This is a genomic window from Streptomyces sp. NPDC020845 (assembly GCF_044334165.1).
In the GTDB taxonomy this organism is placed as follows: domain Bacteria; phylum Actinomycetota; class Actinomycetes; order Streptomycetales; family Streptomycetaceae; genus Streptomyces.
Genome location: NZ_JBIRSJ010000003.1, coordinates 464,312 through 481,919 on the forward strand (window position 1 = coordinate 464,312; position 17,608 = coordinate 481,919).

Genomic DNA, 17,608 nt, shown 5'->3' on the forward strand with positions numbered 1-17,608 from the left:
GGTGCGTGTCGGGTCAGGCCGGGGAGTAGAGGTGGTCGCTGATCAGACGGGCCGCCCCGATGACCCCGGCCACGGCGCCGAGTTCGCCCAGCACGATGGGGAGATTGCCGGTGGCCAGCGGCAGTGACTGGCGGTAGACCTGGGTGCGGATGGCGGCGAGCAGGTTGTGACCGAGGCCGGTCACCCCGCCGCCGATCACCACCAGGCCGGGGTTGAAGAAGCTGACGAGCGAGGCGAGTACCTGGCCGGTGCGGGTGCCGCCGTCGCGGATGAGGTCGAGTGCGGCGGCGTCGCCCGCCGAAGCGGCGGCGGCGACATCGGTGGCGGCGAGGCTTCCGGCGGCCTCCAGCCGGGCGGCGAGCTCGGCGGACCGGCCCTCCCGCGCGGCCGCCTCGGCGTCGCGGGCGAGGGCCGCGCCGCCGAAGTACGCCTCCAGGCAGCCGCGGTTGCCGCAGGCGCACGGCCGGCCGTCGCGTTCGGCCTGGATATGGCCGATGTCGCCCGCGCTGCCGGTCGTACCGCGGTAGACCTCGCCGCCGACCACGATGCCGCAGCCGATACCGGTGCCGATCTTGACGCAGAGGAAGTCCTTCGCGGAGCGCGCGACGCCCGCCTGCTGCTCTCCCATCGCCATCAGGTTCACGTCGTTGTCCACCATGACGGGGCAGCCCAGCTCCTGGCTGAGCGCTTCCCGTACGGGGAAGCCGTCCCATCCGGGCATGATCGGCGGCGCGACCGGCACCCCCTCGGGGAAGCGCACCGGGCCCGGGACCCCGATCCCGGCCCCGTCGAACCCCTCGGCCACCCCGGACCCCCGGAGCTTCGCGGCCATGGCCAGGACCTGCTCGAAGACCGCGACCGGGCCCTCGCGCACATCCATGGGCTGGGTCACGTGGCCGAGCACTTCCAGCTCGGCGTTGGTGACGGCCACGTCGACCGAGGTGGCGCCGATGTCGACGCCGAGGAAGCGCAGCGTGGGGGCGAGCCGGATGTTGTGCGAGCGGCGCCCGCCGCGGGAGGCGGCGAGCCCGTCGGCGATCACGAGCCCGGTTTCGAGCAGCCGGTCGACCTCCACGGCCAGCCGGGAGCGCGAGAGGTCCATCCAGTCGCCCAGCTGCGCCCGGGAGGTGGGTCCCCCGTCGCGCAGCAGACGCAGCAGACGCGCCTGATGGGCGTTCGCGGGTCGTGCCGTCATGCGCCTCACACTGCCCCTCCCGCCGTCATCGGCATGCCACTGGTCGGGCTTTCAGGGGGAACGTAGCAGCGGTTGTCCGGCGTGGGAAGAACTTACGCTGCAATCGCTGTGGACTTTCTCCTGTCTCAGGACAAAGCCTCGCCGAATCCGCCGTCCGCGCCCCCTGTGAGCCGAGGGCATCTCGCCATCTGGCGCGAATTTGACATTAGGAAGGCTTATGGGTGATAAAGAAGGCCCTTTGAGTACTTCACGCAGCGTGATCATCGAGGCGTGACACACTCCGAAATGAGCCGCCCGCCGTGACCCGCACATCCGCCACCCCGGATCAGCCGACCGCCGACCAGCCGACCGCGGACCCCGCCGCGGCCTGGGAGGACTGGCGAGCCCGGCGTCGGCGTTCGGTCACCTCCGCCACCGGGAACCTCGCCCTCGTGGAGACCCGCTGGCTGCCGGCCGGTGAGCGCCCCGACCTCGACGCGGCCCGCGCGGGACAGCCGGAGCACATCACCGTCACCGCCCTCGCCCGCACCGACCTGGTCACCGGCGAGCCCGAGCACGGCCTGCGCTTCTGGGACGCCCAGTCGCCGGCCATCCGCCACTTCGAGCGCATCGACGCCTTCCCGTACGACCCGGCGTGGGTCCTCGAAGCCTCGTACCACCCGGTGCCGGGCGCCCGGCGCGTCGCGTTCGAGCACATCCGGGACAACGGCGGCACCCGCGACCTGGTCGTGCCGGGCGATATCGCGCTCACCGTGGACGGCCGCGACTACACGCTCAGCGCCTTCGACGACGACGGCACCTTGCTGCTCGTCTTCGGCGACCCCACCAACGGCGACACCACCTATGGCGCCGGACGCTTCCTCTTCGTGGAGCGCACCGCCGACCCGGGCCGGGTCCGGCTGGACTTCAACCGCGCCTTCGTGCCGCCCTGCGGATTCTCCGACCAGTACAACTGTCCGATGCCGCCGCGGCAGAACCGCTTCCACCTGCCCGTCGAGGCCGGTGAGCAGCTCCCCGTCTTCCGCGACGGCTTCCTCGCACAGCACTGATCCCCCCCGCAGCACACCCCTTCGCGGCACACCCGCAGAATTCGCGGCACACCCCGCAGAAAACGAGTTCACCCGCCATGAACATCACCAAGTCCGCCCTGTACGGCGGCGCCACGGCCGCCACCCTCGCCCTGACCCTCACCGCCTGCGGCGGGGGCGGGAACGGAGGAAGCGCCTCGGGCGGCGCGTACGACAAGAACGCCAGCGTCAACGTCGGCTCGCTCTACGAACCGCAGAACCTCGACAACACCGCGGGCGGCGGCCAGGGAGTCACCGAGGCGCTGGCCGGCAATGTCTACGAAGGGCTGTTCCGGCTCACCGACGACGGCAAGGTCGAGAAGCTGCTCGCCAAGGACTACAAGGTCAGCGGCGACGGGCTCACCTACACCTTCACCCTGCGCGACGGCGTGACGTTCCACAGCGGCAAGAAGCTCACCAGCCAGGACGTCAAATACAGCCTGGAGAAGGTGATCGGGAAGGACTCGCAGTCCGCCCGCAAGAGCAACCTCGAGGTCATCAAGGACATCGCCACACCCGATGCGAAGACCGTGAAGGTCACGCTCTCGAAGAAGTCGATCTCCTTCGTCTACAACCTCTCCTACGTCTGGATCGTCAACTCCGAGGCGAAGAGCCTGAAGACGAGCGAGGACGGCACCGGGCCGTACACGCTGGACAAGTGGACCCGCGGCTCGGCCCTCTCCCTCGACCGGTTCGCCGGCTACTGGGGCCGCGCGGCCGCCAACAAGGGCGTCGTCTTCCACTACTACAAGAACGCCACGGCGCTGAACAACGCCCTGCTGACCAACGCGGTGGACGTGGTCACCAGCGAGCAGTCGCCGGACGCCCTCGACCAGTTCAAGAACAACCAGAACTACAAGGTCAACGACGGCGACTCGACCACCAAGCTGCTGCTCGCCTTCAACGACAAGGCCAAGCCGTTCACCGATGTCCGGGTCCGCCAGGCGGTGTCCTCGGCCATCGACGACAAGAAGCTGCTGGAGTCCGTCTGGGGCGGATACGGCAAGCTCATCGGCTCGATGGTGCCGCCCACCGACCCCTGGTACGAAGACCTCACCAAGGTCAACGCCTATGACACCGCCCGGGCCAAGAAGCTGCTGAAGGACGCCGGTTACGAGAACGGCTTCACCTTCACCCTCGACACCCCGAACTACGACCCGCACCCGACCGCGGCCACCTTCATCAAGTCGCAGCTCGCCAAGGTCGGCATCACCGTCAAGATCAACACGATCACGCCGGACGAGTGGTACACGAAGGTCTACAAGAACCACGACTTCGCGGCCACCCTCCAGGAGCACGTCAACGACCGCGACCTGGTCTGGTACGGCAACCCCGACTTCTACTGGGGCTACGACAACAAGCAGGTCACCCGCTGGGTGGAGCAGGCGGAAGCGGCGCCCACCACGGCCGCGCAGACCGAGCTGCTGAAGAAGGTCAACCGCAAGACCGCCGAGGACGCGGCCAGCGACTGGCTGTACCTGTACCCGCAGATCGTCGTCGCGAACAGCAAGCTCTCGGGCTACCCCGTCAACGGCCTCAACTCGCAGTTCTACGCCTACGACATCCAGAAGAAGGGCTGATGGCGCGGTATCTCCTGCGCCGCCTCGCCTTCCTGCTGGTGTCGCTGGCGCTGGCGAGCGTGGTGCTGTTCGTACTGCTGCGCATGCTGCCCGGGGACCCCGCCAACGCGCTCACCTCGGTGGGCGCGGGCCCCGAGCAGATCGCGGCGGCACGCCACTCCATAGGCTCCGACCGGCCGCTGCCCGAGCAGTTCACGCACTGGATCGGGCAGCTGGCCAGGGGCGACCTCGGCACCTCGTTCGTCAGCTCGCTGCCGGTCGGTCCCGAGGTCTCCTCGCGGCTGAACGTCACCATCCCGCTGACGCTCGCGGCCTTCGTACTGGCGGTGCTGATCGCCGTCCCGGCCGGTTTCCTCGCCGCGTACAAGCGGCGGACCTGGTACGGCGCGCTGCTCAGCGGGGTGTCGCAGCTGGGCATCGCGATCCCGGTGTTCTGGCTCGGCATGATCCTCATCGCCGTCTTCGCGCTGAACGCCGGATGGCTGCCCGCGGGCGGCTTCCCCCAGGACGGCTGGGCCGAGCCCGCCGAGGCGATCCGCTCACTCGCGCTGCCGGTCGTCACGATCGCGCTGGTCATGGGCGCGTCGCTGACCCGGTACGTGCGGTCGGCCACCCTCGACGTGCTGGGCAGCGACTATCTGCGGACCGCGCGGGCCCTGGGCGCCTCGTTCGGGCGGGCCATGTGGCGGCACGGGCTGCGCAACGCCTCCGTGCCGGTGATCTCGATCCTCGGCATCGAGCTGGCGTCCACGCTGCTCGGCGCCGTCGTCGTGGAGTCGGTGTTCGCACTGCCGGGCCTGGGCTCGATGCTCGCGACCGGTATCGCCCAGCACGACTACCCGGTCATCCAGGGCGTGCTGTTCGTCTCCACGCTCGCGGTGCTGCTGATCGGCTTCGCGGCCGACCTCATCCAGCGGATCATCGACCCGCGGCTGCGGGGCAGGCTGTCGGGAGGCTCCCGATGACGCGCGCGACATCCCCGGCGAAGCTCTCCACCAAGTCGGAGGCCAAGCCCCGGGCCAAGCGGTCGTACACGCTGATCGTGGGCTGCGTCCTGGCCGGTCTGATCTTCCTGCTCGCCCTCGTCTCCCTGTTCTGGCTCCCGTACGCCGCCGACGACACCTCCGGCGGGCGGCTCACCGGCCCCGCCGCCGACCACCTCCTGGGCACCGACAAGCTCGGCCGCGACCTGTTCACCCAGCTGATGACCGGCTCCCGGATCGCCGTCGAGGCGGGGCTCGGCTCCGTCCTCATCGCGGCCGCGGTCGGGGTCACCCTGGGCGTGCTGACCGCGTTCGCGCAGGGCTGGCTCGACGACACGCTCTCCGCGTTCCTCGACATCCTGATCGCCTTCCCGACGCTGCTGCTCGCCATGCTGATCGTCGCCGCCCGCTCGGCCACCCTGGGGTCGGCTGTACTGGCGATCGGCATCGCGCAGAGCGCGGTCGTGGCCCGTCTGGTGCGGATCCTGGCCAAACGGGTCCTGGCGCAGGACTACATCACGGCCGCCCGCACCTCGGGCACCTCCTGGCCCCGGATCGTGGCCGGACACGTCCTGCCCAACATCTGGCCCACCCTCGTGGTCAACCTGGCGCTCCAGTTCGGCCTCGCGGTGCTGGCCGAGGCCGGGCTCTCCTACCTGGGTCTGGGAGCCCCGCCGCCCAGCGCCTCATGGGGCCGGATGCTCCAAGAGGCCCAGGCCACCTTCACCACCGCCCCGGCGGGTGCGCTCGCCCCGGGCATCCTGCTCGTACTGCTGGTCATCGGCGTCAACCTGATCGCCGACGGCCTGCGCGACACCCTCGACCCGGCGACCCGGCGGAGGCGCGCATGACCCCCCTCCTCGACGTACGCGGCCTCACCGTACGCACGGCGGACGGGCGCACCCTCGTGGACGACCTCTCGCTGTCCATCGCCCCCGGAGAACGGCTCGGCGTCATCGGCGAGTCGGGCTCCGGAAAATCGCTGACCACCCTCGCCGTCCTCGGGCTGCTGCCCGAGGGCATGACCGCCACCGGCAGCGTGGAACTGGGCGGCACCCAGATCGTCGGCGCGAGCGAGAAGCGGCTCACCGGCGTACGCGGCCGGGACGCCGCCATCGTCTTCCAGGAGCCGCTGACCGCGCTCGACCCGCTGATGCGGGTGGGCCGGCAGATCGCCGGACCGCTCCGCCAGCGGCGGGGGCTGACCGGCGGCGCCCTCAAGCGGGCCGTCGCCGAGGCGCTGGAGCAGGTGCGGCTGCCCGAGCCGGGCCGTATCGCCCGCGCCTTTCCGCATGAGATCTCCGGCGGGCAGCGTCAGCGCGTGGCGCTGGCCATGGCGCTGGCCTGCGAGCCCAAGCTGCTCATCGCGGACGAGCCGACCACCGCATTGGACGTGTCGGTACAGGCCGACATGCTCGCCCTGATCGACACCCTGGTGCGCGAACGTGAGATGGCCGTCCTGTTCGTCAGCCACGACCTGGCGGTCGTCGCCAAGGTCACCGACCGGGCCCTGGTCATGAAGGACGGCCGGGCCGTGGAGGAGGGCACCGTCGACGAGATCGTCCGGGCGCCGCGCGAGGAGTACACCAGGACGCTGGTGGCCAGCGCGCGGAAGCTGGAGTCCGCCCTGGCCCCGAGGAGCGCGCGATGACCGCCGCAGTGGACGCGACGCCCCCCGTACTGGAGCTGGACGACGTCGCGCTGCGCTACCGGGGGAGCACCGCCCCCGTCGTTGAGGACGTGTCCCTCGCCGTCACCGCCGGGCACAGCCTCGCCCTGGTCGGCGAGTCGGGCGCGGGCAAGACGACCCTGCTGCGCCTGCTGCTCGGGCTCGCCCGGCCCACCACCGGCACCGTGCGCTTCGACGGCGAGGCGCTGCGCCTCCGCGACGCCAAGCTGATGCGCCGCTTCCGCGGCAGCGTGCAGTGCGTCTTCCAGGACCCGTACTCCTCGCTCGACCCGCGCCGCCGCGTGGGCGCCACCGTGGCCGAGCCGCTGCGCTCGCTCGGCATCGACAGCAGACGTACGGCGGCGCCCAAGGTGGCCGAGGCCCTGGAGCGGGTCGGGCTGCCGGCCGACGCGGCGCGGCGCTATCCGCACGAGTTCTCCGGCGGCCAGCGCCAGCGCATCGCGATCGCCCGCGCCACCGTATGCGACCCGCGGGTGCTGCTCGCCGATGAACCCGTCAGCGCGCTCGACGTCACGACCCGGGTCAAAGTCGTCGATCTGCTGGCCGAGTTGCAGCAGGAGCGGGGGCTGACGATCGTCATGGTCTCCCATGATCTGTCGGTGGTCGCGTCCCTGTGCGAGCGCACCGCGGTCCTGGAGCGCGGCCGCATCGTGGAGCAGGGCGACACCGCCCAGGTGCTGGGCGACCCGGCGCATGCGTACACCCGCCGCCTCGTCGACAGTGTGCCGCGCCTGCCCGTCTGAGCGGGATTCCGTACAGTTGACCCTATGGTGGGCGCGGAGGCGTCGATATCGGCCGGAACCGCGGAAGCCCTGCTGGAAGAGCTGGTCAGGACTTCCCAGGAGGCTTCCCCCGCGGAGCTCCCCGAGGTCCTGGACCGCTATGTCACGGCCATGGGCCTGGGCCGGGTCGTCGTGTTTCTCATCGATCTCCAGCAAAGGCGGCTGCTGCCGCTGACCGAGGGTGAAGAAGAGCTGGAGGTCGACGGCACCCTGGCCGGCTGGGCGTACCGCACGGACTCCCTGCGGGTGGCCGAGGACGGTGCGGGCGGTCTGGTCGTATGGCTGCCGCTGATCAACGCGGCGGAGCGGCTGGGCCTCGTGCGCTTCTCGATGAAGACCCTGGACGGGCACAGGCTCTGGCGCTGCCGGGCGCTGACCTCGATCCTCACCCTGATCATCACCTCCAAGCGCACCTACATCGACACCATCGCGCAGCGCACCCGCACCCGGCCCATGCAGCTGCACACGGAGATGCTGCGGGCGTTTCTGCCGCCGCGCTCGATCGGCACCGGCCGGGTGGTGTCGACCGCGGTCGTGGAGCCCGCGTACGAGCTGGGCGGCGACGCCTTCGACCACTCGTTCACCGAGGACATCCTGCACGCCACGATCCTCGACGCCATGGGCCACGACCTGGCGTCCGGCCTCACCACCTCCGTGGCCATGGCGGGCTGCCGCAACGCCCGGCGGACCGGCGCGGAGCTGGCGCAGCTGGTCACGGAGGTGGACCAGGCGCTGACACGGTGGCTGCCCGACCAGTTCTGCACCGGCATCTTCACCCAGCTGCACATGCCCACCGGCATGCTGCGCTGGTGCAACTGCGGCCATCCGGCGCCACTGCTCATCCGCCGCCACCGGCTGCACCAGAAGGCGCTGGCGCGGCCCCCCGAACCGCCCCTCGGCCTGCCCGCCAGCCTGGCCGGCGACAGCCGGCAGGTGTACGAGACGGCGCTCGAACCCGGGGACCGGATCCTGCTCTACACCGACGGTGTCGTCGAAGGGCGGGACGAGGGCGGCGAGCAGTTCGGCCTGGAGCGCTTCGCCGACTACATCATCCGGTCGACGGCCGCCGGGCACACCGCCTCCGAAGTGCTCCGCCTGCTCATCCACGCCATCCTCGACCAGCGGAAGAACGAACTCAGCGACGACGCCACCATTCTTATGATCGAATGGCAGCCGCCCGTCGCGGAGTAGGGTGGGCCGCGAGGGCAGAACGGCGATTGACGATGGTGAGAGCCGAGGAAGCGGGGGTCGGGGCCCCGGGGGTTCCGTTCGAGACCGCCGAGACGGCCACGGCTCTGCTGGATGAACACGGGATCGTCACGGGATGGAGCGCCGAGGCCACCGGGCTGCTCGGTTTCCGCACTGCCGACGTGCTCGGCACCCCCGTGGGAAGGCTGCTCGCGGTGGACGCCCAAGGCGTCTCGGCCGCCCTGGAGTGGATCAGGGACGAGGGCCGCTGGAGCGGACTGGTGCCCGCGATGACCCGGGACGGGCGCCGGGTGGATCTGGGGGTCCGGGTCAATGCCGTCACCAGCGGCGACGGCACCACCCGGTGGGTGGTGAGCGCCGTCAGCACGGCGGGGGTGCCGTGGTGGGGCGTCAGCGGATCGACGATCGAGCGGATGTTCGCGCTCTCGCCGATCTGGATGGGCGTGGTGGGCACCGACCTGCGCTACGTCTGGGTCAACGCGGCGACGGCGCGCTCCAGCGGCGCCCCGGCCGAGAAGTGGCTCGGGCGCTCCCTGGCGGAGATCGGCCCCGGCTTCGATATCGAAGCGATCGAGGCGGAGTGGCGCGAGGTGCTGGCCACCGGGACCCCGCTGCTGGGCCGCGAATACGTGGGCCAACGGCTGTGGAAGTCCGATCGCGAGCAGGCGATGCAGACCTCCGTCTTCCGGCTGGACGACGGCGCGGGGAACCCACTGGGCCTGTGCACCATGTCCATCGACGTCACCGACCGCTATCTGGCCCGCCGCCGGCTGGCCCTGCTGGGCCAGGCCGGCGAGCGCATCGGACGGACACTGAACGTGGGACAGACCGCTCAGGACCTGGCCGATGTGGCCGTGCCCGAGCTCGCCGACCTCGTCACCGTGGACCTGCTTGACCCGGTGTTCCACGGGGCCGAGGTGCGTACGGAGCGGGACCGCCGTGCGCAGGTGGCCGCCGCGCTGCGCCGGGCCGGTCTGCGGTCCGCACGCGACGGCGGGCCGGACGGGCTGATCAAGGTGGGGAAGACCATCGCGTACCCCGCGACCTCACCCGTCGCCCTGGCGCTGCGCACCGGCCGGCCGCAACTGGTGGAGCGGCTGGAGCCACGCCCCGGCGAGGGCGCGGCGCGGGAGCCCGAATCGGTGGTCCTGATGCGGGAGCTGGGCTTCCACTCGCTGATGGTGGTGCCGCTGCGGGCCCGGGGCAGCCATCTGGGGGTGGCCGTCTTCTGGCGCGGGCCGCGGCCACAGCCCTTCCATGAGACGGACCTGGCCCTGGCGACCGAGCTGGCGTCCCGGATGGCCGTCGCGGTGGACAACGCCCGCCTGTTCACCCGCGAACACAACGCCGCCCTGACCCTTCAGCGCGATCTGCTGCCGCAGGGGGCTCCCGAGCAGACCGCGGTGGAGGCGGCCTCGCTCTATCTGCCCGCCGATCCGCGGGCCGGGGTCGGCGGGGACTGGTTCGATGTGATCCCGCTGTCCGGGGCGCGGGTCGGGCTGGTCGTCGGCGATGTGGTCGGCCACGGCATCCACGCCGCCGCCACGATGGGCAGGCTGCGCACCGCCGTGCAGACGCTTGCCGTCCTCGACCTGGCCCCCGACGAACTGCTGGCCCAACTCGACAACCTGATCGGACGGTTGACCGAGGCCGAGGGCCATGGCCGGCCCGCGGCCGAGGCCGGAATCGTGGGGGCCACCTGTCTGTACGCGGTCTACGACCCGGTCAGCCGGCGCTGCGCGGTGGCCCGGGCGGGGCACCCTCCGCCGCTGGTGGCCACCCCCGGGCACAGCGCCGAGGTGCTCGACGTGCCGGTCGGACCGCCCCTGGGCCTTGGCAACCTGCCGTTCGAAAGCGTCGAGTTCACGCTCGACGAGGGCAGTGTGCTCGCCCTGTACACCAACGGCCTCATCACCACGCGCGGCCTCGACGCCGACCGCGGGATCGAGCGGCTGTGTGCCGCGCTGGCCAGGCCGGAGGAGCCCTTGCCCACCCTGTCCGCGAAGGTCATGGACACCCTGCCGGTCACCCCGCCGGTCGACGACGTGGCCCTGCTGCTGGCCCGTACCCACGCGCTCGGCGCCGAGCGGGTGGCCTCCATGGAGGTCCCCTACGATCCGGCCGCCGTCGCGGACGCCCGTGCCTGGGCCGCCGGGAAGCTGGTCGAATGGGGCCTCGACGACCTGGCGTTCACCACCGAACTGGTCGTCAGCGAACTGGTCACCAACGCCCTGCGGTACGGCTCCCCGCCGATCCGGCTGCGCCTGATCCGCGAGCGCGCCCTGATCTGCGAGGTCTCCGACCGCAGCAGCACCTCCCCGCATCTGCGCCGGGCCGGTGCGACGGACGAGGGCGGCCGCGGGCTGTTCCTCATCGCCCATATCGCCCAGGACTGGGGCACCCGCTACACCACCGGGGGCAAGACGGTCTGGACCGAGCAGCCCTTCGAGCCGCGGGCCGGCGCGCTGAGCGCCGCCCTGGGGGAGATGCCCGAGCCGAGCTGAGCCGATCTGACCTGACCCGGCCCGACCTGACCCGGCCCGGCCCGGCCCGATGACCCGATGGGGCAACCTCTCGGCCCGCGGCGGCGACAGGGGCATGGACGACATCCCCCGAGCTGTGGAAGAGGTAGCCATGGAAGCCGAGCGGCAGAATGCGCGGCGCAGCAGGGGCTGGGGCAGGCTCGGCCTGACGGCCGGACTGGCCCTGACCCTGGGCGCCGCGGTGGGTCTCGCGGACGGCGGGACCTTCGCGCGGGCCGAATCCGGGCCGCGGGCGGAGCTGACGACGAGCGCGGCGGCGTGGGCCGATGACGTCGCCGACGGTTTCGCCTCGGTCAACGCGCTGGGACAGAACGGCACATACGGCGGCCGCGGCGGGACGACCGTCACCGTGCGCACGCTCGCCGATCTGGAGAAGTACGCGACGGCCGCCGAGCCGTACGTCATCGTGGTGGCCGGGGCGATCACCATGGACCCGAAGGGCAAGGAGATCAAGGTCGCCTCGAACAAGACGATCGTGGGCTCGGGGACCGCGGGCCAGATCGTCGGCGGCGGTTTCTTCCTCGGCCAGGGCGTGCACAACGTGATCATCCGCAACCTGACGATCCGCGACTCCTACGAGGGCACGTGGAACGACAAGGACCACGACTGGGACGGCATCCAGATGGACGGCGCCCACCATGTGTGGATCGACCACAACGATCTGCGGCACATGGCCGACGGCCTGATCGACAGCCGTAAGGACACCACCTATCTCACGGTGTCCTGGAACCGGCTGGAGCAGCACAACAAGGCGTTCGGCATCGGCTGGACGGAGAACACGACCGCCGACATCACGATCCACCACAACTGGTTCCACGAGACCGAACAGCGCAACCCGTCCACCGACAACGTCGCGCACGCCCATCTGTACAACAACTATCTGCAGGACGACCCGGGGACGAGCATCAACTCCTCGTACGGCAACTACGCCCGCGGCAACACCAAGATGGTGCTGGAGAACAGCTACTTCGAGGGCATGAAGAACCCGGTGATCAAGGACGCCACCGCCTCCCTGGTCCAGCGGGGCAGCGTGTTCGCGAACACCTCCGGGCGCAATGAAAGTGGCGGTACGGCCTTCGACCCGAAGTCGTACTACTCGTACACCCTGGACCCCGCCGCCCAGGTGCCCTCGATCGTGAAGTCCCGCTCCGGGCCCAGCTCCACCATCGGCACCGGCTGACGGACAAGGCCAGAAACCGGTTGCCGGGCAGTAGTTAGCGGGCCGGCTCCGTCGGAGGGGCCACCGAGTCACGGATCACCACATGGGTGCCCAGGAGCAGGTGTTCATCCGGGGTGTCCGGCGTTCTGCCGAGACCGGTACGGACGGCGAGCCGGCCCAGCTCCTCGTAGGGCACATGGACCGTGGTCAGCGGCGGATGCAGATCCCGGGCGAACGGGATGTCGTCGTACCCGGCGAGCGACACATCGCCGGGTACGCGCAGCCCCGCCTCGTGGAGCGCGGTGAGCGCCCCCGCCGCGACCATGTCCGTGGCGGCCACCACGGCGGTGAACTCCAGCCCCGCGTCGAGGGCTTGGCGCATCAGGCGGTGGCCCGAGTCACGGGTGAAGTCGCCGGACAGCCGCAGCACCGGGTCCGGATCCAGGCCCCGGGCACGGTGCGCGGCCACATAGCCGCGCTCGCGCCCCTGGGCCGCGGTGTTCTCCGGTTTGCCCCCGAGGAAGAGGACCCGCCGGTGGCCCTGGGCGAGGACATGCGAGCACAGCGCGTAGGCCCCGCTCTCGTTGTCGTACTCGATGACCGTCACCGGGGTGCCGGGATCCAGCGGCGGCCGCCCGCACAGCACCAGCCGTGAGCCGGCCGAGGCCAGCGACTCGGCGATACGGGCCATGCGCCGACGGTAGTCGGGGGTGTCCGCGGCGCCCCCCACCAGGATCACGGCGGCGGCGCGCTGGGCGCGCATCATCTCGATGAACTGCTGTTCGTGGTCGGCGTCGCCGTCCGTGCTGCACACCAGGCACAGATGGCCGAGCCGGGCCGCCTCGCGCTCCACGCCGTGTGCCATATGCGCGAACGACGGGCCGGTGATGTCGTCGAGGACGAACGCGAGCGTCGGGGTGCCGGCGCCCGCCACCGCCTTGGCGTGGGCGTCGGCGACATAGTCCAGCTCGCGGACCGCCCGCATCACCCGGGTACGCGTCTGTGTGCTGACCGGGTACACGCCGCCGAGCACCCGTGACACCGTGGACGCGGACACCCCCGCGCGGGCCGCGACATCCCGGATCGTGCGACGTCCCCCGTCGCCGCCGCCCTTCCGCACCATGGCCCACCCCTCGCTGTGCCCCCGAGTCGGGTAACCGCATGACAACCGGTTGCCACAGCAGAGGCTAACAGCGGGGGAGCCGCGCGGGGAGGGCCCTGACCGGGGCTACGGCTGGGGATGCGGCCGGAAGCGCGGGAAGTGCGGGCGGCGTTCCGCCTCGCGCGGAGGGTGGTGGCCCAGCTGCACCCGCAGCTGGACACCGTGGAACACCTCGATCACTCCCAGCGCCAGCAGCCAGATACCGGCCACCACGGCGAGCGCCGTGATGGAGCCGAAGGGCGCGACGATCAGGATGATGCCGGCCAGCATGCTGATGACACCGAAGAAGATCTGCCAGCCGCGGGCCGGAAGCCCTTCGTGGGAGATCGCCGCGGCGGTCACCATGACGCCCCGAATCAGCCAGGCGAACCCGATCCACAGGGCCAGCAGCAGAATCGACTGTGCCGGTCCCCGGAAGCAGAGCAGGCCGAGCAGCACGGCGAGGGCGCCGCTGATGAAGCTCAGCACGCGCAGATGCGTTGGTACGTGGGCGCCGAAGGCCCCCGCCAGCTGGAAGATCCCGGTGATCAGCAGATAGGCGCCGAAGAGGGCGCCGAGCACCGCCAGGGTGGCCCCGGGCCAGGCCAGCACCATGACGCCCAGCGCGACCGCGATGATGCCCGTGGTCACCATGACCTGCCAGGTGGCATTGGACAGCACGCCCAGGGCACCGGCGAACGGGCTCTCGGACTCCGGGGGCCGCTCGCCTCGCTGAGCCGTGCCGTAGGGCTCTGTACCTCGCTGCTCTGCGCCTCGCTGCTCTGCGCCTCGCTGTTCGGCGCCGTAGGGCTGCTCGCGCCGCTGCTCGGCGCCGTGTGCGTCGTCGGAGGAGAAACTCATGGCTGTCCACCTCCTCGATGGAACAGAAGGCCGTACCCGACACCACCATCCTCTCCCCGTACGGGCCTTTTCGCCTGGCGGCGCGGGCGGTCTCGGGCGGGCCGGATGGCCTCAGGTGGTACCGGTGGCCTGCCAGCCGCTCCACCGGTCGACCGCGATCTCCACTACCGGCCCCGTTGGCGGCCGGTCCGCGTACTGCGCCGCGTACTTGTCGACCAGCAGCCGTACGTACGCGGCGGAGGCGGCCGACTCGTCGGCGGGCGGCAGGACGCGGGCCGTGCCGTCGGCCCGCGCCCACCACAGGACGTCCCAGTCCTCGTCGTAGCCGTCCACCAGGAGGCATACGGCGGGGTTGGCGCGGATGTTGTCCAGGCGTCTGAGCCGCTGTGAGCGTTTCGGCTTGTGATCGACTGCCGTCGCCACCATGTCACCGGTCAGCGCGAACACCACCGGCACCAGATGCGGCCGCCCCCCGGCGTCGACGGTCGCCAGACGGGCCACCCTGGCCCGCGCGAAGCGCTCCCGCGCCCGGGCACTTGTCGTCGTGGGCACCGCGTGGCTCCCGGCGGCTCACCGGAACCGGGCGGCGACCTGGGCCATCGTGTCGAGTTGGCCGAGTGTTTCGCTCTCCGGCACGGTCGGCAGATAGAACAGGACCCGCTCCACGCCCAGCCGCCCGTATCCCTCGACCGCCTCCGGTGTGGGTGGCACCGCGTACACCGTCACCGGCACGTCCCGGCCGGCCACACTCCGCAGCCGCTCGATCAGCGGGGCCAGCTGCTCAGGCGACGAGGCGTTGGCGAGCCAGGCGTCGCCGAGGGCGGCGATCCGCTTGAAGGCGGCCTCGACGCCGCCCACGTAGATCGGCGGATACGGGCGCTGCACCGGTTTGGGCCACAGGTACACCGGGTCGAAGTTGACGAATTCCCCGTGGAATTCGGCCTTCTCCTGGGTCCACAGCTCACGCATCGCCTGTAGCCGCTCGTTGACCAGCCGGCCTCGGGTGGTCGGGTCCGTACCGTGGTTCTCCATCTCCTCGCGGTTCCATCCGGCGCCGATCCCGACGATGACGCGCCCGCCGGAGACGAGGTCGAGCGACGCCACTTCCTTCGCCATGATGATCGGGTCGCGCTGTGCCACCAGGGCGATGCCCGTCCCCAGCAGCAGCCGCTCGGTGACCGCGGCGATCGTGGTCAGCACGATGAACGGGTCGAGCGTGCGGTAGTAGATCTCCGGCAGCTCCCCGCCGCCCGGGTAGGGCGTACGGCGGCTCGCCGGGATATGCGTGTGCTCGGCGATGAAGAGCGAGTCGAAGCCCCGCTCGTCGAGGGCTCGCCCCAGCGGGGCGGGCCCGATTCCCTGGTCGGTGACGAAGGTCGATACACCGATCTTCACGGCGGCTCCTTCTTTCCAGGAGGGCCGGTGACCGCCGTCACCGGCCCGGCCCGAGCCCTCGTGGCCTGGTTATTTACTTCTTCCGCTCGTTCTTCTCTTCCTCCTCGCGCTCCCCTTCTGCCTGGGAGGGGGTCGACACCGGCACATCGGGGTGAACCGTGCGCCCGGGTGTGTCGTTCTCGCGCTCGCCTTCCGCCTGGGACGGGGTGGAACGGTAGGGCTCGGTCATCGCACGCCTCCGTTCTGTCCCGGGCCGTCAGCGCCCCGCGCGAGCGGATGAGCCCCCGCGGCCCGGGGTGGACGCCTTCGCCCTCGCCTTCGAGCTGGCGAACAGTGCGAGCACCAGGGCGACAGCGCCGACGATGACGTTGCTGATGATGGTGCGCATGGTGGCCACGCTGCCCGACACCACCCACGGCGCGACGATTGCCCAGACGCCCAGCAGCGCGGCGGCCCAGGCCATGCCATGGGTGCGTTCATAGGCATGGCCGAAGCCGCCCATGAGCACCGCGTAAGCGACTCCGGTGATCAGGTTGGTCACGGCCAGCGTCGTCATGCCGTTGAAACCCACGATCCAGGGGGAAGCGGCAAGGTACAGACCGGTGATCAGGGATATCGCTTCGACTGCCTGGACCACGGGCGTGGTAGCGGCCTGTTCGGCCCAGGTGTGGCGTTCCCGCATCGCCAGGATGTCCGGATGGGACTCCATGGTCGCATGGGTCGGTTCCGTCATGATCGCCTCCTGCGGTCAATTCGCTCCGAACACCGGGTGCCCGATATGTCGCCTCGTAACGCTCGGGTCGCCAGAAACTTCGCGGCCCCGTGTGCACAGCTTTCGGCCGCTGGTGGCCGGGCTCGCCGGGCGCCGCTGCCGGCTCCGGCTCGCGCTGGAACACGCTGTTGAGCACCCTCCGGGGCGAGGTACGAGCCAAGTCCTGGGTCATCCCCGCGGCCGGGCGGCCAAACGCGGATACGGCCGAAGGGCGGGTCGCGGCCGCACCCTTGCGGCCATTGACAGGAAAGGGCTTACTCCCTAGCGTCTGTTCACGAATATGACCGGGATTCAACAAGGTGTACGGGGAGGCCGGAATGGGACGACGGATCGTGGTGTCGGGCGGCGGCACGGGCATCGGGCTGGCGACCGCCGAATCCTTCGCCGCGGACGGGGACCGGGTGGTCATCGTCGGGCGCCGCGCCGAGGTGCTCCGCGCGGCCGCGGACAAGGTCAACGCCGCACACGGAGCCGACCTGGTCACCTGGACCAGCGCCGACCTCAGCGACCCCGGGCAGACCCGGAGCGCCGCCGAGTTCATCGCCGCCGACGGCCCGGTCGACGTCGTGGTCACCAACGCGGGCGGCAATGTCGCGCCAGGCAACGACGGCACCCTCGAAGGGATAGCCGACCAGTTCCAGCGGAACTTCTCGGCCAACGTACTGACCGCGGTGCTGCTGACCGAGGCCCTGCTGCCGCATCTCACCCGGCCCGGCGGCCGGATCGTGCATCTGTCCTCCGTGGCGGCGCTGCGCGGCCCCGGTTCGTACGGCGGCACCAAGGCGCATCTCCACGTCTACACCTACGACCTGGCCAAACGCCTGGGTGCGGAGGGCATCACTGCCAACGCGGTGGCCCCCGGCTATGTCCAGGACACCGAGTTCTTCGGCGAGCGGGGAACTCCCGAGTTCATCGCGCAGCAGATCGGGCAGACGCTCACCGGGCAGCCCGGATACCCCGCCGAGATCGCGGCCGCCATCCGCTATCTGGCCTCCCCGGAGGCCGCCTATGTCACCGGTCAGGTGCTGCACATCAACGGCGGCGCCCAGTTCGGCCGCTAGGCCCCGTCCGGCGGCCTGGCCTTGCCCGTCCAGGGCCGACCGGCCCTGGATCAAGGGCCGGTCGGCCCTGCCCTCGCCCTCGGCCACCAGCCAGGATTTATCCCCGCAAGGGGGGAAGAAGGACGGACGGCCGGTCCGGAGGGAGCCTCCCCGAAGGCTCTCAACCATCT

The 17,608-nt window shown here is 70.9% G+C and carries 17 protein-coding genes; 10 read left to right on the forward strand and 7 right to left on the reverse strand.

The features are described from left to right. Nucleotides 1-13 precede the first annotated feature (13 nt). Nucleotides 14-1,195, reverse strand: a complete 1,182-nt coding sequence (locus ACH4U7_RS09240; RefSeq protein WP_385613033.1) for an ROK family protein — start codon at nucleotides 1,193-1,195, stop codon at nucleotides 14-16. A gap of 299 nt (nucleotides 1,196-1,494) precedes the next feature. Here ACH4U7_RS09240 and ACH4U7_RS09245 point away from each other — a divergent pair, with 299 nt between their 5' ends. From ACH4U7_RS09245 to ACH4U7_RS09285, 9 genes are all read left to right on the forward strand, one after another. Continuing rightward, nucleotides 1,495-2,244: a DUF1684 domain-containing protein gene (locus ACH4U7_RS09245; protein ID WP_398527339.1), complete on the forward strand. Its 750-nt coding sequence runs from the start codon at nucleotides 1,495-1,497 to the stop codon at nucleotides 2,242-2,244. A gap of 77 nt (nucleotides 2,245-2,321) precedes the next feature. Then, nucleotides 2,322-3,842 (forward strand): ABC transporter substrate-binding protein, encoded by a 1,521-nt coding sequence (locus tag ACH4U7_RS09250; RefSeq protein ID WP_398527340.1) that lies wholly within the window; start codon nucleotides 2,322-2,324, stop codon nucleotides 3,840-3,842. Then, the gene (locus tag ACH4U7_RS09255; protein WP_385613039.1) at nucleotides 3,842-4,807 is read left to right on the forward strand and encodes an ABC transporter permease; all 966 of its coding nucleotides are present in this window, start codon (nucleotides 3,842-3,844) and stop codon (nucleotides 4,805-4,807) included. Before ACH4U7_RS09250 ends, ACH4U7_RS09255 begins: the two co-directional genes overlap by 1 nt. After that, a complete protein-coding gene (locus ACH4U7_RS09260; RefSeq protein ID WP_398527341.1) occupies nucleotides 4,804-5,676 on the forward strand; it encodes an ABC transporter permease in 873 nt (290 codons plus the stop codon). The genes ACH4U7_RS09255 and ACH4U7_RS09260 overlap by 4 nt, the downstream gene beginning before the upstream one ends. After that, nucleotides 5,673-6,476: an ATP-binding cassette domain-containing protein gene (locus tag ACH4U7_RS09265; RefSeq protein ID WP_398527342.1), complete on the forward strand. Its 804-nt coding sequence runs from the start codon at nucleotides 5,673-5,675 to the stop codon at nucleotides 6,474-6,476. The genes ACH4U7_RS09260 and ACH4U7_RS09265 overlap by 4 nt, the downstream gene beginning before the upstream one ends. After that, the gene (locus ACH4U7_RS09270) at nucleotides 6,473-7,258 is read left to right on the forward strand and encodes an ABC transporter ATP-binding protein (RefSeq protein ID WP_398527343.1); all 786 of its coding nucleotides are present in this window, start codon (nucleotides 6,473-6,475) and stop codon (nucleotides 7,256-7,258) included. The genes ACH4U7_RS09265 and ACH4U7_RS09270 overlap by 4 nt, the downstream gene beginning before the upstream one ends. Nucleotides 7,259-7,282: 24 nt before the next feature. Then, nucleotides 7,283-8,488 (forward strand): PP2C family protein-serine/threonine phosphatase, encoded by a 1,206-nt coding sequence (locus ACH4U7_RS09275; RefSeq protein WP_398527344.1) that lies wholly within the window; start codon nucleotides 7,283-7,285, stop codon nucleotides 8,486-8,488. Nucleotides 8,489-8,520: 32 nt separating this feature from the next. Next, on the forward strand, nucleotides 8,521-11,010 hold the full coding sequence (locus ACH4U7_RS09280; protein WP_398527345.1) for a SpoIIE family protein phosphatase: 2,490 nt from the start codon (nucleotides 8,521-8,523) through the stop codon (nucleotides 11,008-11,010). 49 nt (nucleotides 11,011-11,059) lie between these two features. Further along, entirely contained in the window at nucleotides 11,060-12,229 is a 1,170-nt protein-coding gene (locus ACH4U7_RS09285) for a polysaccharide lyase family 1 protein (RefSeq protein ID WP_398527346.1), read from the forward strand. A gap of 34 nt (nucleotides 12,230-12,263) precedes the next feature. Here the strand turns inward: ACH4U7_RS09285 and ACH4U7_RS09290 are convergent, their stop codons facing one another. The 6 genes from ACH4U7_RS09290 to ACH4U7_RS09315 form a co-directional block, all read right to left on the reverse strand. Then, a complete protein-coding gene (locus ACH4U7_RS09290; RefSeq protein ID WP_398527347.1) occupies nucleotides 12,264-13,331 on the reverse strand; it encodes a LacI family DNA-binding transcriptional regulator in 1,068 nt (355 codons plus the stop codon). Nucleotides 13,332-13,436: 105 nt separating this feature from the next. Next, a complete protein-coding gene (locus ACH4U7_RS09295) occupies nucleotides 13,437-14,210 on the reverse strand; it encodes an HdeD family acid-resistance protein (RefSeq protein ID WP_398527348.1) in 774 nt (257 codons plus the stop codon). 111 nt (nucleotides 14,211-14,321) lie between these two features. Then, complete coding sequence (locus ACH4U7_RS09300) at nucleotides 14,322-14,762, reverse strand: TIGR03668 family PPOX class F420-dependent oxidoreductase (RefSeq protein WP_398527349.1); 441 nt, start codon at nucleotides 14,760-14,762, stop codon at nucleotides 14,322-14,324. Nucleotides 14,763-14,780: 18 nt separating this feature from the next. After that, on the reverse strand, nucleotides 14,781-15,605 hold the full coding sequence (locus ACH4U7_RS09305; RefSeq protein WP_398527350.1) for an LLM class F420-dependent oxidoreductase: 825 nt from the start codon (nucleotides 15,603-15,605) through the stop codon (nucleotides 14,781-14,783). 73 nt (nucleotides 15,606-15,678) lie between these two features. Further along, nucleotides 15,679-15,834, reverse strand: a complete 156-nt coding sequence (locus ACH4U7_RS09310; RefSeq protein WP_014174767.1) for a hypothetical protein — start codon at nucleotides 15,832-15,834, stop codon at nucleotides 15,679-15,681. A 27-nt stretch (nucleotides 15,835-15,861) separates the two neighbouring features. Further along, entirely contained in the window at nucleotides 15,862-16,338 is a 477-nt protein-coding gene (locus ACH4U7_RS09315; RefSeq protein ID WP_398527351.1) for an SPW repeat protein, read from the reverse strand. A 356-nt stretch (nucleotides 16,339-16,694) separates the two neighbouring features. On the opposite strand from ACH4U7_RS09315, the gene ACH4U7_RS09320 reads away from it, so the two are divergent. Next, on the forward strand, nucleotides 16,695-17,438 hold the full coding sequence (locus ACH4U7_RS09320; RefSeq protein ID WP_089510190.1) for an SDR family NAD(P)-dependent oxidoreductase: 744 nt from the start codon (nucleotides 16,695-16,697) through the stop codon (nucleotides 17,436-17,438). Nucleotides 17,439-17,608 lie beyond the last annotated feature (170 nt).